The 16,359-nt window shown below is 45.7% G+C and carries 13 protein-coding genes; all 13 read right to left on the reverse strand.

Features of this window, described 5'->3' with window-relative positions; translation table 11 throughout:
• Positions 1 to 8 precede the first annotated feature (8 nt).
• The 13 genes from KQI22_RS07935 to KQI22_RS07995 all read right to left on the reverse strand — a co-directional run bounded on the left by KQI22_RS07935 (position 9) and on the right by KQI22_RS07995 (position 16,149).
• Positions 9 to 734, reverse strand: a complete 726-nt coding sequence (locus KQI22_RS07935) for a double zinc ribbon domain-containing protein (RefSeq protein WP_216551553.1) — start codon at positions 732 to 734, stop codon at positions 9 to 11.
• On the reverse strand, positions 719 to 2,959 hold the full coding sequence (gene recD2, locus KQI22_RS07940; protein ID WP_216551554.1) for an SF1B family DNA helicase RecD2: 2,241 nt from the start codon (positions 2,957 to 2,959) through the stop codon (positions 719 to 721). Before recD2 ends, KQI22_RS07935 begins: the two co-directional genes overlap by 16 nt.
• A 238-nt stretch (positions 2,960 to 3,197) precedes the next feature.
• Positions 3,198 to 3,548: a rod-binding protein gene (locus KQI22_RS07945; protein WP_216551555.1), complete on the reverse strand. Its 351-nt coding sequence runs from the start codon at positions 3,546 to 3,548 to the stop codon at positions 3,198 to 3,200.
• Between the two features lie 9 nt (positions 3,549 to 3,557).
• Entirely contained in the window at positions 3,558 to 4,376 is an 819-nt protein-coding gene (locus tag KQI22_RS07950; RefSeq protein WP_216551556.1) for a flagellar hook-basal body protein, read from the reverse strand.
• 19 nt (positions 4,377 to 4,395) lie between these two features.
• Positions 4,396 to 5,172: a flagellar hook-basal body protein gene (locus KQI22_RS07955; protein WP_216551557.1), complete on the reverse strand. Its 777-nt coding sequence runs from the start codon at positions 5,170 to 5,172 to the stop codon at positions 4,396 to 4,398.
• A 26-nt stretch (positions 5,173 to 5,198) separates the two neighbouring features.
• Entirely contained in the window at positions 5,199 to 6,194 is a 996-nt protein-coding gene (locus KQI22_RS07960) for a rod shape-determining protein (RefSeq protein WP_216551558.1), read from the reverse strand.
• Between the two features lie 281 nt (positions 6,195 to 6,475).
• Positions 6,476 to 9,316: an excinuclease ABC subunit UvrA gene (gene uvrA / locus KQI22_RS07965; RefSeq protein ID WP_216551559.1), complete on the reverse strand. Its 2,841-nt coding sequence runs from the start codon at positions 9,314 to 9,316 to the stop codon at positions 6,476 to 6,478.
• A gap of 28 nt (positions 9,317 to 9,344) precedes the next feature.
• Positions 9,345 to 10,487 carry a hypothetical protein gene (locus tag KQI22_RS07970; protein WP_216551560.1) on the reverse strand — a complete coding sequence of 381 codons (1,143 nt, stop codon included), beginning with the start codon at positions 10,485 to 10,487 and terminating at the stop codon, positions 9,345 to 9,347.
• Positions 10,488 to 10,608: 121 nt separating this feature from the next.
• Positions 10,609 to 12,036, reverse strand: a complete 1,428-nt coding sequence (locus KQI22_RS07975; protein ID WP_216551561.1) for an MBOAT family O-acyltransferase — start codon at positions 12,034 to 12,036, stop codon at positions 10,609 to 10,611.
• 1 nt (position 12,037) lies between these two features.
• The gene (gene uvrB, locus KQI22_RS07980; protein WP_216551562.1) at positions 12,038 to 14,026 is read right to left on the reverse strand and encodes an excinuclease ABC subunit UvrB; all 1,989 of its coding nucleotides are present in this window, start codon (positions 14,024 to 14,026) and stop codon (positions 12,038 to 12,040) included.
• Positions 14,027 to 14,165: 139 nt separating this feature from the next.
• Positions 14,166 to 14,666, reverse strand: coding sequence for a hypothetical protein (locus KQI22_RS07985; protein ID WP_216551563.1), 501 nt, complete (start codon positions 14,664 to 14,666; stop codon positions 14,166 to 14,168).
• A 24-nt stretch (positions 14,667 to 14,690) separates the two neighbouring features.
• Positions 14,691 to 15,281, reverse strand: coding sequence for a TetR/AcrR family transcriptional regulator (locus KQI22_RS07990; RefSeq protein ID WP_216551564.1), 591 nt, complete (start codon positions 15,279 to 15,281; stop codon positions 14,691 to 14,693).
• Complete coding sequence (locus KQI22_RS07995) at positions 15,271 to 16,149, reverse strand: alpha/beta fold hydrolase (protein ID WP_216551565.1); 879 nt, start codon at positions 16,147 to 16,149, stop codon at positions 15,271 to 15,273. Before KQI22_RS07995 ends, KQI22_RS07990 begins: the two co-directional genes overlap by 11 nt.
• Positions 16,150 to 16,359: the final 210 nt, after the last annotated feature.

A 16,359-nucleotide genomic window follows, 5' to 3' on the forward strand; every position in this document is an offset into this window, starting at 1 on the left:
CTGCCTCCCTATTTTCCGCCAGCTATCGTCAGAAAATAGATATTCTCAATTCCTTTTTCCTGACAGAGACGCGCGATCGCGTCTATTGTACTGCCGGTTGTATAGATATCATCTATTATAATAATCGTATTTAATTTTACATCATTTCGTGTGAATTTAAAAGCCCTTTTCAAATTATTTTGGCGCTGTATAAACGTAAGCTTTTTCTGTGGAATTGTGTTTTTGGTTCTTCGTACCAGATGAGAACAGACCGGAATGTCATAAATGCTGCCAAGTGACTTTGCCAAAAGCAATGCCTGATTATATCCGCGCTTCTGCCGGCGCCTGACATGCAGCGGAACAGGAAGCAGGGCATCAGCTTTGCAGCTTCGTATAAAATCGTCCATTTCTTCCGTTATCAGCTGTGCATATGCTTTTGCATATTCCTGTCTTTTTCCGTATTTGAATCGATAAATGGACTTTCTGGTTTTCCCTTCATAGGGCAAAAGACAACGTCCTCTGTTAAAGTTATGTGATATTTCCCTGCAGCTGCGGCAGTATTCCTCCCCCTGCTGTACATGCTTTCCGCATTTCATACAGTAGGATTTTATGGGGTTTAGTTCCTTTTTGCATGTATCGCAGACCAGTTTTTCAAAACCGGGAACGATCTCATCACAAAAAGGACATCTGACCGGATAAAGCAGTCGCAGGAAGATCTGCCCGCTTTTCCTGCAGGCATTTAAAATGTGATGCATCCGATATTCTCCTCCCCTTTTTCCGTCGCAGGAATCCGCTCCCGGATCCGTTCTTCCAGGCCGGTATACCTTGTCTGTGTATTTCCGTTTTCGATCATCTGATGAACCGTTTCCTCACTGCCGATCAGTGTGACACATTTTTTTGCCCTTGTAACCGCTGTATACAAAAGGTTCCGGTAGGCCAGCAGATACGGAACACGAAATACCGGTATAATAACAGCCGGATATTCACTGCCCTGTGATTTATGTACGGTAATGGCGTATGCCAGTTCCAGTTCCTCCATTTCATCAAAGCCATAGCTGACTTCACGCCCGTCATCAAACAGGACACGAACTGTTTTGGCATAGGTATTGATTTCGCCGATCCTGCCCATATCGCCGTTAAATACACCGAGTCCCTTATCGATCACAATCCGATGCAGTCCGGTGATCTCCCACTCCAGTTTGTAATTGTTACGGATCTGCATCACTTTATCACCTTCCCGCAGGATCCGTTCTCCAAACTGGTATTCTTTCTTTTTGCTGTCTGCAGGATTCACATACGTCTGCAGGATCTTATTCAATGCCTCGACACCAAGCGGGCCTTTCCGCATCGGTGTCAGTACCTGTATTTCCGCAGGTGTTGTCTTCGTATAACGCGGCAGTTTGTCCGTCACAAGCTGTACAATATTGTTATAGATCAGATTGATATCCTGCCTTGGCAGGAAAAAGAAATCCCTGCTCTTATTATCCAACGCAATATCCTTGCCGCACTGGATCTGATGCGCATTCCAGATAATATCGCTGTCATCCGACTGTCTGTAGATCGTTTCCAGACAGACACTCGCAAAGGCACCGCTTTCCAGCAGGTCACGCATTACCTGTCCCGGTCCGACAGAAGGAAGTTGGTTTCTGTCTCCCACAAGGATCAATCTGGTACCGTACGGGATTGCCTTTAACAGTGACTGCATCAGAAAAATGTCGACCATGGACATTTCATCCACAATGATCACATCCGCTTCCAGCGGATTTTCTTCATTCCGTTCAAACATTTCCCTGTCTTCTCCACCTGCATTGACCTCCAGTAGACGATGGATCGTCTTTGCCTCATAGCCGGTCGCTTCCGTCATTCGCTTTGCAGCTCTTCCGGTCGGTGCCGTCAAAGCAAGATTTTTCCCATTTGCCAGAAAGTACCGGATCATCATATTGATCGTTGTCGTCTTTCCGGTTCCCGGTCCACCGGTCAGCAGAAAAACGCCGTTCTGCACACTTTGGATTACTGCCCGGCGTTGCAGCGGATCAAGCTGCAGTTTATCCCTGCTTTCCAGATGCAAAAGTTCTCTTTCGACCACATCCTCCTCCGGCTTTTCCGGAAGAGCGCGCAGAGAAAGCAGCATGGTTGCAACGTTGTTTTCCGCGTAATAAGCAGGCATGCTGTAAATACAGTCTCCTTTGATAACCAGCTTTTTATCCATCATCAGGTTCGCAATGTGCGGCTCTATCGCATCCTGCGGAACGCGCAAAAGCTCTGCTGTCTGCCGCACAAGTTCCTCTTTGGGAAGATACAGGTTTCCTTCTGCCATGCTCTGGGACAGTACATACAAAATACCGCTTCTGATTCTGTAATCGGAATCTGTCCGGATACCGATCTTCTCCGCGATCGCATCTGCCATACGGAAGCCGACGCCTTCGATATCCTCTGCCATCTGGTACGGATTTTCCTGCAGAATGCCATACATCCGCATGCCGTAGGTCTTGTAGATCCTGACCGCCAGTGTATTGCCGATTCCATATTTCTGCAGAAACATAAGTGCACCACGCACATCTTTTTTCTCTTCTACCTGCACTGCGATTTCCTGTGCCTTGCGCAGACTGATCCCTTTTACCTCTGCCAGCCGTTCCGGCTCTTCTTCAATAATACGCAGGCTGTCGTCCCCAAACCGCTTTACAATCCTGCCTGCCAGAGATTCACCGATGCCCTTGATCGCACCGCTTCCCAGATAACGGCGAATGCTTTCCGCATCCGTTGGCTCAATGATCTCATACTGCTGCATCTTGAACTGCTCGCCATAATTGGCATTGTACTCCGTCTTCCCGGTGACGCGCAGCATTGCACCCTGCACATCGCCTTGAAAGATGCCGGTAACGATCAGTTCCTCTTCTTCATAATTTGTAGACAGCACACAATAACCGTTGCTCTCGTTGTGGTAGATCACATGGTCTACAAATACCTCCAGTGTTTCCAAATTGTTTCCTTTCTCGTTATACGCTCGGGTGAAACCAAATACATGTTCCACATGTGCTTGGTTTCCTTCCTCTTTCCGCTCGAAAATCCTGTCGGCTGATCGCCGCCAGCCGCATTTCATGCTCCCTGATTTTCTCGTTATACGCTCGGGTGAAACCAAATACATGTTCCACATGTGCTTGGTTTCCTTCCTCGCTATAAAATAAGGGCTGCTTTTGGCAGCCCTTTCCGTTTTCATTTTATACAGAACCTGTATTGCGCTTCATCTGTTCGTACAGCATCTGTGCAAGCCCCAGACTGTTCTGCTCCGTCGATTCCTTTGCAAGATCTGCGATCGCAGTGTCCTTGAAATAATCCACCATCGAGTTGGAGGATTCATCCTCTCCGTCCAGACTTGTTGTTTTTATCATTTCCTTCATGACCTGTTCCATGAAATATGCTTCAAATTCCTTGCAGGCGTCCATCAGTTCTTCATCCGTTGCCTGCGACATATCTTTTCCCTGCAGCTGCGAGATCTGATTTCCTGTAGCGGAACCTGCCGCCGTCTGACTGTAATTCTGATACATAGCAGAAATATTACTGATATCCATATGCTACTCCTATCTTCTCAGGTTGTTAGCCTGTGACATCATTTCATCCGTTGCCTGGATTGCCTTGGAATTCATTTCATATGCTCTCTGTGCCACGATCATATTCACCATTTCATCTACAACCTGTACATTGGAGCCTTCCAGATAGCCCTGATTAACTTTACTCTTTGTCAGTCCTGCAGTTGTAGCCTCATTCATAGCCTGCCCGCTTGCTGCGGAAACTGCATACAGACTGCTGTCCATCTTTTCCAGTCCTGACGGATTCTGGAACTGGTAAAGACCGATCCGGATACCAAGCGACTGGGCATTATTAGTTGCATCCGGGTAACAGATTTCTCCGTCCCCTGTGATCGTGATGGAAGATGTTATGTACTGACTGGAATTAAAACTGATCTTATTACCGTTGGAATCCAGAACCGGAAGTCCTGCTGTTGTCGTCAGGGTAATGTTTCCGTTATCGGTTGCCCACAGGAAATTACCGTTTCTTGTATAATAAGTCTGTCCGTCCTCCCCGCGTACCGCGAAGAAACCTTTTCCTTCGATACCGAATGCAGAGGTAGATGTGCTTTCCAGCATATTGCCCTGTGTAAATGTTGTATTGATGGATGAATTACGGACACCAAGACCAACCTGTGCACCGACCGGCTTATTCTGCCCGTTTGCCGTCGTCGTCTTTGTCTGCATTGTCTGATACAGTAAAGACTTAAACTCCGCTACGTCTGTTTTGTAACCGGTTGTATTGACATTCGCCAGATTGTTGGAAATCGTATCAAGATTTGTCTGTTGTGCGATCATGCCGGATGCGGCAGACCATAAACTTCTAACCATAGAAAAAAGCCTCCCTTATCTATCGGAGCTGACCAAGCTGGTTGGCAGCTATATCAAGTGTTCCGTCAATTGTCTGGATCACTTTCTGGTTCGTCTCGTAATTACGGGTAACGGAAATGAGCTCTACCATTTCATTGATGACCGTTACATTTGACTGCTCCAGATAGCCCGAGAAAACTTTTGCATCTGCCTGCTTACGGGTGGCTCCCTCTACCGGCTGATAGTAGCTCTCACCAAAGTGCTCCAGATAATTATAATCTGTGAAATCTGCAATCTGCAGAGTTGCAACAGTCACACCATTCTGCGTGATCGTACCGTTTTCATTGAAAACAGTTTCCTGCTGCGGATTCAATCGGATATGTCTTCCGTTTGCATCAAGAACATAATCGCCATCCTTGGTGACCAGATCTCCGCTTTGATTCAAGATAAAGGATCCATCCCTTGTGTATTTGACAGAGGTCACTCCGGCTTTGTTGGTATATTCGCATGCAAAAAAGCCATTGCCGGAAAGTGCCAGATCAAACGGATTTTCCGTTGTCTGGAAAGCCCCCTGTGTATAATCTGTATAATTTTCTCCGACCTTTGCGCCAAGACTTAAACTGCCGATATGTCTGACATTGGTCGGATTCGACTGGTCCTTGATATGATAAGCAAGAACGTCATCAAATGCCTGTGTGGTGGCACCTTCTTTTTTGAAGCCTACGGTGGCAGAGTTTGCCAGATTATTTGTCAAAACATCCATTCTGTTCTGCTGGTTCAGCATACCTGTGTATGCTGTATATAATCCTTTTACCATATGCTTCCTCCTATGATGTGCAACGATTAGATCTCATCCCTGTAGCCTGCAAGGAACTCAACATATTTGCCTGTTCCGATCGCTACGCAGGTCATCGGATCTTCTGCCGTCATCGTATTGATTCCGGTCTTTGCATAGATCAGATCTTCCAGACCTCTCAAAAGGCTTCCGCCTCCTGTCAGGACGATACCGCGATCCGCAATATCCGCTGCCAGTTCCGGCGGTGTTTTTTCCAGAACGCTGTGGATTGTATCAATGATCTGTGAAGTTGCTTCTTTTAATGCTTCCTCTGTTTCCTCACTTGTTACCTTAACGGTGCGAGGCAGACCTGTTACCAGATTACGGCCTCTGACTTCTACGGAATCCACTTCCGGTCTCTTATAAGCAGAGCCGATCTTAATCTTCAGATCTTCTGCTGTACGTTCACCGATCAGCAGATTATGTTTCTTTCTCATATAACGAACGATGGCTTCATCAAAATCATCACCTGCGATCTTGATGGAAGCACTGACTACTGTACCACCTAAAGAAATAACTGCAATATCGGAAGTACCACCGCCGATATCAACGATCATATTGCCGCATGGCTTTGAAATATCAATTCCTGCACCGATCGCTGCGGCGATAGGCTCCTCGATGATGGAAACCTCTCTTGCGCCTGCCTGATAGGTTGCATCTTCTACGGCTTTCTTCTCTACTTCTGTGACACCACTCGGTACGCAGACAGCGATACGCGGCTTACGGAAAGACTTCTTTCCAAGCGCCTTCTGAATGAAATATTTCATCATTTTTTCCGTTACGGTGTAGTCTGAAATAACACCCTGACGGAGTGGTCTGACTGCCACGATATTACCGGGTGTACGACCCAGCATCAGTCTGGCATCCTCCCCGATTGCTTTAATTTTATTTGTATCACGATCAAAAGCGACTACGCTCGGCTCTTTTAATACAACGCCTTTACCTCTGATATATACAAGGATACTGGCTGTTCCTAAATCAATTCCTATATCGGTATATTGCATTTTATATGCCCCTTTCTCTGGTATATGTTTTCATTATTTTATACGAATTACCCGGTCAGTATCCTGAACCGGATCAATAGTTATCTGCAATGTATACGGTATTTTACTACTGCTTTATGACATACCGTGGATATTATAGCGCATTTCATTACCATTTTCAAAGGGTTTTCTGCAATTTACTCTTTTTTTCGAATTCCTTAAGAAATTGCTTTATATCTATTATCGGCATATCCGTCATTTATACTTAGGATTCTATACGAATTTTATCACATTCTCTTTTCTTACTTATCCCGTTCCAGCATTTTCTTCACATAAATGCCTGTATAAGAAACCGGGTTTTCCGCCACTTCTTCCGGTGTTCCCTGCGCAATGACCGTTCCACCCTTTTCGCCGCCTTCCGGCCCGATATCGATAATATAATCTGCCGTTTTGATCACATCCAGATTATGCTCGATCACAAGCACTGTGTTTCCGCCATCTGTCAGCTTCTGCAAAATCTCCACCAGCTTGTGTACATCCGCAAAATGCAGCCCTGTCGTCGGCTCATCCAGAATATAGATCGTGCGTCCCGTACTGCGTTTGGAAAGTTCCGTCGCCAGCTTGATACGCTGAGCCTCTCCACCTGATAAAGTCGTCGATGGCTGACCAAGCTTGATATAAGAAAGCCCAACATTATAAAGCGTTTCCACCTTTCGCTTGATCTGCGGTACGTTTTCAAAGAAAGTAAGTGCTTCTTCCACCGTCATATCCAGTACATCAGCAATACTCTTTCCTTTATATTTTACATCCAGTGTTTCTCGGTTATACCGTCTGCCGCCACAGACTTCACATGGCACATAGACATCCGGCAGGAAATGCATTTCGATCTTGATGATACCGTCACCACTGCAGGCTTCACATCTGCCACCCTTCACATTAAAACTGAATCTTCCTTTTTTATAGCCTCTCGCCTTGGCATCCGGTGTTGTTGCAAACAAATCCCTGATCTGGTCAAACAATCCTGTATACGTCGCCGGATTGGAACGCGGCGTTCTGCCGATCGGCGACTGATCGATATTAATCACCTTGTCAAGCTGTTCGATCCCCTTAATTGCCTTATGCTTACCCGGAATCGTCAATGCATGGTTCAGATCATGTGCCAGTCTCTTATATATGATCTCATTGACGAGCGAAGATTTCCCGGAACCGGATACCCCGGTAACACATGTCATGATACCAAGCGGGATCTCCACATCGATATTTTTCAGGTTGTTTTCCGCCGCGCCGATTACCTTAAGGTAACCAGTTGCCCGTTTTCTCATTTTCGGAACAGGGATCTTCATAGCTCCACTCAGATACTGTCCTGTCACAGATTCAGGTATCTTCATAATATCCTCCGCTGTTCCGGCTGCGACCACTTCTCCACCATGGCTTCCCGCGCCCGGGCCAATATCCACAACCCAGTCTGCCTCCCGCATCGTATCCTCATCGTGTTCCACCACAATCAGTGTATTCCCCAGATCACGCAGATTTTTGAGTGCTGCAAGCAGCTTGTCATTATCCCGCTGATGCAAGCCGATGCTCGGCTCGTCCAGAATATAACATACGCCGACAAGCCCTGATCCGATCTGTGTTGCCAGACGGATCCGCTGCGCTTCACCGCCGGACAGTGTTGCAGTTGCTCTGGAAAGAGACAGGTATTCCAAGCCTACATTCATCAGAAATCCTACTCTTGCGCGGATTTCTTTCAGGATTCTTTCTCCGATCAGTTCCTGTTGTTTAGTTAGCTTCAGCTCACCAAGAAAAGCATGTAATGCCTCAATCGACATAGAGGTAATTTCATATATATTTTTATCCGCGATCGTCACGGCAAGAGATTCTTTTTTCAACCGCATACCACCGCAGGTCTTACATGGTGTGATACGCATGAAGGTTTCATATTCCTGCTTGATCGTTTCCGAACCGGTTTCTCTGTATCGTCTGTTGACATTCTGGATTAAACCCTCAAAAGCGACCGGATATACACCTTTTCCGCGCTGTCCTTCGTAATAAACATCTACCTTTTCACCGTCTGTTCCATGTAACAGAATATATCTGATCTTTTCCGGATAGTCGCAAAACGGTGTATCCAGATCAAAACCATACTTTTCAGCAAGTGCATGTAACACAGCGTTGGTAAAACTGCCCTTCTGGTTACAGGACTGCCACCCCATCACAACAATCGCACCGTCATTGATGGAAAGCGATTCATCCGGAATCATCAGTTCCGGCGCAAATTCCATCTTATATCCCAGTCCAAAGCAGTCCGGACAGGCTCCAAACGGATTATTGAAGGAAAAGCTTCTCGGCTCGATCTCATCAATACTTATCCCACAGTCCGGGCAGGAAAAGCTCTGACTGAAGTTCATGTTCTTCCCATCTCCCGTATCTACCACGAGCAGCCCATCCGCCAGATTCAGCGCATTTTCCACCGAATCCGTCAGACGTTTTTCAATTCCCTCCCTGACGATCAGGCGATCCACAACAATTTCTATTGTATGCTTGATATTTTTATCCAGCTTAATTTCTTCCGACAGTTCATACAGATTACCGTCCACGCGTACACGTACATAGCCACTCCGTTTTGCACGCTCGAGCACTTTCACATGCTCACCTTTCCTGCCTCTGACAATCGGTGCCATAATCTGGATCTTCGTCCGCTCAGGCAGCGCCATGATCTGATCCACCATCTGATCCACCGTCTGCTTTGTGATCTCTTTCCCGCATTTCGGGCAATGCGGAATACCGACACGGGCATACAACAGTCTGAAATAGTCATAGATCTCTGTTACAGTTCCAACCGTGGAACGCGGATTTCTGTTTGTAGATTTCTGGTCAATAGAGATAGCCGGAGACAACCCATCAATTCGTTCCACATCCGGTTTCTCCATCTGTCCAAGGAACTGTCTGGCATAAGACGAAAGAGATTCCATATATCTTCTCTGTCCCTCCGCATAGATCGTGTCAAACGCCAGTGAAGATTTTCCGGAACCGGAAAGTCCGGTCAGCACGACCATTTTGTTTCGTGGGATATCCACATCAATATTTTTCAGATTGTGCTCTTTCGCACCTCTGATCTTAATAAATTCCTGCTCTTTACTCATTTCTTTCACCTTTTCATTCTATCATTCGTTACTCATAGGTAACATTTGCAAGATTTGTATACGCATACAGATCATCCACAAATGCACGTTCCGCATTTTCAAAAATAACCACATCCGGTTTTAGTGTTTCCACATAATACTGCATAGATTCATAATTCTGCCTTGAGATCATATAGACGTTCTGATACCGATATGCAAAAAAATCATATTTTCCATCCAGAAAGCTATCCTGCAGAATCAGAATTGTCTTATCAGACAAGGCATTTTCATTCAGATAATGCTGTACGCTTGTGCCTGCCACATGAGGCAATACATCCAGAAGACTGCCATCCGCCAAAATGCTGTCACTGTATTCTTTCTTCAACGTATAAACCGGAACCTCTTCCGTGATCGGCAATGATATAAATTCCAACGTTTTTTCTTCTGAAGATAATGTAAAGACATCTTCCGTCAGAAGCGGAACATCAGAATCCATTTCCCGTACTTTTTCGTTCAGAAGCCGCAGACCTACCATTGTGCCTCTGGCATTCCAATGTGCACTGTCAAACTTCTGATTATAGACACGCTCTGTCTGTTTTGCTTCCTGCAGCTCCTGCACCGGGATTACATAAGGCACCTGCCTTTCTGTAAGCTTCCGTGCCAGCATCTCCATGATGCTTTCCTTTGACGTATCCACATGGATATAATCCGGCATTTTTTCGCCATATACAGTTTTCTTATCCAGTCCTGCCAGAAAAACAAATGGAATTCCCTGCTTTTCCAGATATTGATTGGTTCTGTCAAGATATGTCACGAAAGAATCGATCAGTTCCTCATCTGTTGCAAGATGCTGATATGCATGGACATATCCGTCATCTGCCGGGAAAATCTCTCCGTCTTTTCCGTACATATGCAGTTTTTCCGAAAATTCTCCAAACACCGCATACGTTGCATCCATGTAAAAATGAACCGCTGTCTCCCGGAATGCCACGCGGTCTTCCACATAATGTCCGTACCATGCATTGATCTCCTGATTGAAATGCCAGCCCGGCCACATTGTCATTCTCCGGTTTTCCAATGAGGAATCGATAATCTCTGTTGTATCCAAAAGACAGAATGGCAGAAAAATCATACCGACAAATACAAGTGCATATATAAAATTGATCGTTTTTTTTGCTTTCGAGTTATTCATAGCTTACTTTCCATGCAGCACACTTTCTGTGCCCTTTTCTACATATACCATATACTACCGTTTTCAGAATGACGCAATTCCGGTAACAGCTATATGCTGCATTTACAATACACAAAGGTATTTAAAACCGGAAATAAATAAAAGGATTATAGGAGCTGTTGATAATAAATACAAAGCACAATACTAACAGTCCCAGAATCAGTATTTTTTGCAAAATATCAAACACAATTCCATCCGGCTTTTTCCATTTCCACGGAATGCAGACCAATACGGATGCGATCAGATAGAAAATCATCTGGTTACTCAAATAATACCGAATCCCATACGCATGAAATCCGCCTGCGTTCTTTCCAAACATGACACCCAGATAATCCAGCACCTGATCCAGCTGCACAAGACTGAACAATACCCAGCCGATCACAACCACAAGCATCGTATAAAGCCAGCCAAACGCTTTCGCAGCAGATCCGCTCTGTACTTTCCATTTCCCATGATTGACCAGAAACCGCTCCAGCAGTACAAAAAATCCATGCCACAAGCCCCAAAGCAGAAAGCCCCATGCTGCACCGTGCCAGATCCCCGTTGCCAGAAAAACAAGCAGCAGGTTCAGATACACATTGCCAGATCTGCTTCCGCCCAGTGGAATGTACAGATAATCCCGGAACCAGCCGGACAGCGACATATGCCAACGTCTCCAGAATTCACGCACCGATGTTGCAATGTAGGGATGATCAAAGTTTTCCAGAAAGGTAAATCCAAACATTTTGCCAAGTCCGATTGCCATATCGGAATAGCCGGAAAAATCAAGATAGATCTGCAGCGTATACGCGATCGCACCGAGCCATGCGACAGACGCACTCATCACTGAAAAATCACCCTGCATGATGGAGTCTGCCAATGCTCCCGTCATATTGGCAAGGATTGCCTTCTTTGCCAGACCTGTCACAAATCTTGTCACGCCATCTGCAAATTTTTCTGCACTGTGTGTTCTTGTATCAAGCTGCAATGCAATATCCTTGTAACGCACGATCGGCCCTGCAATAAGCTGTGGAAACATGGAAATATACAATGCCAGCTTACACGGATTCTTCTGGGCACTTTTCCCGCCGTCCCTGTACACATCAATGACATAGGACAAGCCCTGAAAGGTATAAAACGAAATCCCGATCGGCAGTGCGATCTGCCAGACGGGCAGTGACGGGATCAGCTTTTGCAGATTTTCCATTGCAAAGGTCATATATTTAAAGACAAATAAAATGCCGATATTGACAATAACCGCAAGCGCAACAACAATCTTTGCTGTTTTTTGTTCCCTGTCTGCACCAGATGAAATCTGCCCGTTACCCAGCCTGAGCAGCCATATACCGAACAGGTAGTTGCAGAGGATAGAGAACAGCATCACAAGCAGATACTTTGGTTCTCCCCACGCATAGAAAAACAGACTTGCCGCCAACAGAAAATAATTTTTCAGTGCCCTGGGCATTACATAATATAGAATTATTGTGATCGGCAAAAACATGCATAAAAACACTATTGTCGAAAATACCATTTTAGTCCTCCACCTCGTGCAGGTGCTTCTTCAGCTCTACCATCCTGTCACGTAGCTGTGCTGCCAGCTCGAAATTGAGATCCGCAGCCGCTTTCTTCATCTGTTTTGTCACATCGGCGATCTCTTTTTTCAGTTCGTCCGCATTCATGGATTCCATATCCTTTTCCATGCGTGTATCCTTGCTGTCGATCACGCGCGTTACACTGATCAGATCACGGACATCCTTTTTGATCGTCTTCGGAACAATACCGTGTGCCTTATTATAGGCATCCTGGATCTCACGCCTGCGGTTCGTTTCATCGATTGCTTCCCGCATGGAATCCGTAATGACATCCGCATACATGATCACATGCCCTTCCGCATTTCTTGCAGCACGTCCGATCGTCTGTACCAGAGAAGTCCGCGAACGCAGGAAGCCTTCCTTATCCGCATCCAGGATCGCCACCAGAGAAATTTCCGGGATATCCAGACCTTCTCGCAGCAGATTGATACCGACCAGAACGTCAAACACATCCAGACGCATATCACGGATGATCTCCGCACGTTCCATCGTATCAATATCGGAATGCAGATATTTCACACGGATCCCCACTTCCTTCATATAATCTGTCAGATCTTCTGCCATCCGCTTTGTCAGTGTCGTGACAAGTACTTTATTTTTCTTTTCCGTTTCCTTTTTGATCTCAGAGATCAGATCATCGATCTGCCCTTCGATCGGGCGCACGTCCACCTGCGGATCCAGAAGTCCGGTCGGTCTTATGATCTGCTCTGTCCGCAGCAGCTCGTGCTGTTCTTCATATTCTCCCGGCGTTGCGGAAACAAACAGAAGCTGGTCGATCTTCGATTCAAACTCCTCGAAATTCAACGGTCGGTTGTCCAGTGCTGACGGCAGGCGGAAGCCATAGTCAACCAGTGTATGTTTTCTGGACTGATCACCGTGATACATGGCGCGGATCTGCGGAACCGTCATATGTGACTCATCAATAATGATCAGATAATCATCCTTAAAATAGTCCATCAGTGTCATCGGTGTCTCGCCCGCTGCCAGCCCGTTCATATGGCGGGAATAGTTCTCTATACCGGAGCAGAAGCCTGTCTCCATCAGCATTTCTATGTCAAAATTCGTCCGTTCCGCAATGCGCTGTGCCTCTAAGAGTTTATCCTCACCCTTAAAAAATTTCACCTGCTGCTCCAGCTCTTTCTCGATCTCCCCGCAAGCATGCAATATCTTCTCACGCGGTACTACATAATGGGAGGCCGGGAAAATGGAAATATGCTCCATCTGCGCATGCACTGCACCGGTCAGCGGATCCACCTCCGTAATGCGGTCGATCTCATCTCCGAAAAATTCGATCCGCAGGATATAATCACTGCCCTGCGCCGGATTTACCTCCAGCACATCCCCGCGCACGCGGAAACAGCCGCGGTCAAGATCCAGATCATTGCGGTCATACTGGATATCGATCAGCTCGCGGATCACATCGTCCCTGTCCTTGATCATGCCCGGGCGCAGGGATACCATCATGTTCATATAGTCGTCCGGACTGCCGATACCGTAGATGCACGATACGGACGCCACAACAACAACATCTCTCCGCTCCGTCAGAGAGGCTGTCGCCGAAAGGCGCAGCTTGTCGATCTCATCATTGATCGCCGAATCCTTTTCAATATAAGTATCCGTCTGTGGCACATAGGCCTCCGGCTGATAATAATCATAATAAGAGACAAAGTATTCTACCGCATTTTCCGGGAAGAATTCTTTAAACTCCCCATATAGCTGTCCTGCCAGCGTCTTATTGTGGGCGATCACCAGCGTCGGTTTATTGAGCGCTGCGATAATGTTAGCCATGGTAAACGTTTTGCCGGAGCCCGTTACACCGAGAAGTGTCTCAAACTGGTTACCTTCCTGAAACCCGTTTACCAGTTCCTCGATCGCCTGCGGCTGATCTCCGGTCGGCTGATATTTTGAATGTAAGACGAAATGATCCATCTAGCCATCTCCTGTTTGTTATCTGAACACAAAAACTGTGATATCGTACAAAATCTTCTTGTACTATATCACAGTTTTTGAAATTTGTATAGATTTTATGCAAACATTTGTTCGTTTTATTGTAATCTCAGCCCTCTGATCAGAACAGCCCTGTCAATGCCACAACGCCTCCGATGATCGCTGCAAGCGGAAGGATCGTCAGAAGTCCGAGGAAGAACCATTTCCAATGAAATGCATAGTCATGATATGCTTCCGTCATATCTTCTGTGCCCGGGATCACCCACCATTTTCCATGACAGAACCAGATTGTATCGATCACCAGTGCATCAAAAAGTGAAAATGCATTCAGGAAAATATAGGACTGCACAAAGCCATTTAAGAAATTGTGTTGTCCGTTCACGCCGCACGTAATGATCATGCACAAAACTACCATAACCACAATACCGATCGACTTATTTTTCTTTGCATGTGCATCAAGCTCTTCCTGCGTAATGATGCCTTTTGCGATCGCGCGGTCTTTGATTGCCGGCGGATAATTGTAGAGCTGGTAAGTTGCGCCCTGTGCTTTAAATAAGAGCAGCATAAATGCAGTATATAACAGACTGTATACAACAGCCTCGATTATTATTTTTGTTACCATGATATTATCTCCTTTTGTCGTCTTTTATTTTGGCGCAGCGGCGTAATGATAGATGCATGCAAAGATCATATCAATATTTGTCTCAAATACATCCTGTATGAATGTCTCCCTGTTCTGTGCCATACTGTAGATTGTTTTAAAAAAATTAATGATCACGCGGATATCCAGATCCGGTCTGATGCCATCCACATATGCCAGATATTGCATTGCTTCCTGCATGGCTTGTGTTTCATTGAACATTCCCATCTTTGTCCGGTGGGATTTCAGCCAGACCCAGTCATCCAATGTGAGTTCCATCAATATGTTATTTTCCGTCCGGAAGGAATCCCGAAACCAGCGGATCGCCTGCTCCAGTGTCAGTTTGCCGTTACCTTTTGTCAGCAGCACTTGTAACCGTTCTCCCTGTGCTCTGTCCTGTTCTGCGATCAGAGCCGCTATATAGGCTTCCTTGGAATCAAAGAAATGATAGAAAGTACCGGTTGCGATATTCGCACGTTCCGCGATGATGGATACTTTCATTTTTTTCAGTCCCAGTTCCCGGATCAGACCGTAACCGGTCGCGATCAGTTTTTCCCGTATTTCCCGTTTCTGCTCCTCCGTAAAATTAGCCGGCATGTGTTTCCTCCAAATCTTCTATAAAACGCCTCGTTGCCGCAACATACTCCTCCACCTTAAATAAGGTTGCCGTATGTCCGCCATTGACACGTTCTATCTTTGCACGTGGCATACTGTCGATCAGATTCTTCTGTGCTGCCTCTGAAAATGCCTTATCCTTTTTCGGCAATACCAGAAGCGACCTGTCATCAAAACGTGCATAGTCTTCTTTTGTCATATAAGAAAGCTGTGCGATATCGACCAGAAGTGTTGTCATATGCACATCAAACTCTTTTGTATAACGATTGTACACCCACGTAAAAAAATCTTCCATATAAATGCGGTCGGAGTCCTGCTCATTCTCAACGCCGACCTGCTTTTTCGATACGCCGATGCTCAGTCTGCGGATCCACGAATATGGAACGATTTTCATAAGCTTCAGTATCATGCCATAGGAGCCATATTGTTTTTTCAGATCCGCCACACTTGTCTCAGACAGACTACAGGTAGAATACAGGCAAATGCCCGCGACACGCTCCGGTGCCAGCCTGCCAACCAGTTGTGCCAAAAATCCACCCAGTGAAGCACCGATAAATACAGGATTCTCCAGTTGCAGCGCATCCACTAACCGCAATATGTGTACTGCCAGTTTCTCGTTCGTTGTAATCTCCATCGGATAATCCATCGTCAGGATACGGTAATCTGCCTCCATCTTCAAAATGTGCTGAAACCATACTGCGGAAATTCCGGTTCCTCCAACCAGATATACCAGCGTATATTGGGCGTCCTGCCTGCCGCATAACAAATATTTGGTCGGTATACCATCCACTGTTGTTTCACAAAAAGGATGTGTCTGCAGAAATTGTTTTATTTCTGTATCAAAACTCATACGCTCTTTTCATCTCCTTTCAATGAATATATTTTATTTTTATTCACTGAATGAAGTGTAACATACCGCATTCTAAAATACAAGTAACGACTCTACAGCTTATTGATAATATTTATCGTCTGTCATATGATCTCATCATATATTTGTATTTAATTTCTATATTTTAAGGGAAACATGGGACATGATAGAATTTATAAAGATATTAAAAAC

It is taken from the genome of Kineothrix sp. MSJ-39 (assembly GCF_018917935.1).
In the GTDB taxonomy this organism is placed as follows: Bacteria; Bacillota; Clostridia; order Lachnospirales; family Lachnospiraceae; genus CAG-194.

What these genes read in the sequence shown, in the direction of transcription:
- KQI22_RS07935 (WP_216551553.1), bottom strand. Translation starts at nt 734, where the DNA reads ATGCATCACATTTTAAATGCCTGCAGGAAAAGCGGGCAGATCTTCCTG.
- KQI22_RS07945 (WP_216551555.1), bottom strand. Translation starts at nt 3,548, where the DNA reads ATGGATATCAGTAATATTTCTGCTATGTATCAGAATTACAGTCAGACG.
- KQI22_RS07950 (WP_216551556.1), bottom strand. Translation starts at nt 4,376, where the DNA reads ATGGTTAGAAGTTTATGGTCTGCCGCATCCGGCATGATCGCACAACAG.
- KQI22_RS07955 (WP_216551557.1), bottom strand. Translation starts at nt 5,172, where the DNA reads ATGGTAAAAGGATTATATACAGCATACACAGGTATGCTGAACCAGCAG.
- KQI22_RS07960 (WP_216551558.1), bottom strand. Translation starts at nt 6,194, where the DNA reads ATGCAATATACCGATATAGGAATTGATTTAGGAACAGCCAGTATCCTT.
- uvrA (WP_216551559.1), bottom strand. Translation starts at nt 9,316, where the DNA reads ATGAGTAAAGAGCAGGAATTTATTAAGATCAGAGGTGCGAAAGAGCAC.
- KQI22_RS07970 (WP_216551560.1), bottom strand. Translation starts at nt 10,487, where the DNA reads ATGAATAACTCGAAAGCAAAAAAAACGATCAATTTTATATATGCACTT.
- KQI22_RS07975 (WP_216551561.1), bottom strand. Translation starts at nt 12,036, where the DNA reads ATGGTATTTTCGACAATAGTGTTTTTATGCATGTTTTTGCCGATCACA.
- uvrB (WP_216551562.1), bottom strand. Translation starts at nt 14,026, where the DNA reads ATGGATCATTTCGTCTTACATTCAAAATATCAGCCGACCGGAGATCAG.
- KQI22_RS07985 (WP_216551563.1), bottom strand. Translation starts at nt 14,666, where the DNA reads ATGGTAACAAAAATAATAATCGAGGCTGTTGTATACAGTCTGTTATAT.
- KQI22_RS07990 (WP_216551564.1), bottom strand. Translation starts at nt 15,281, where the DNA reads ATGCCGGCTAATTTTACGGAGGAGCAGAAACGGGAAATACGGGAAAAA.
- KQI22_RS07995 (WP_216551565.1), bottom strand. Translation starts at nt 16,149, where the DNA reads ATGAGTTTTGATACAGAAATAAAACAATTTCTGCAGACACATCCTTTT.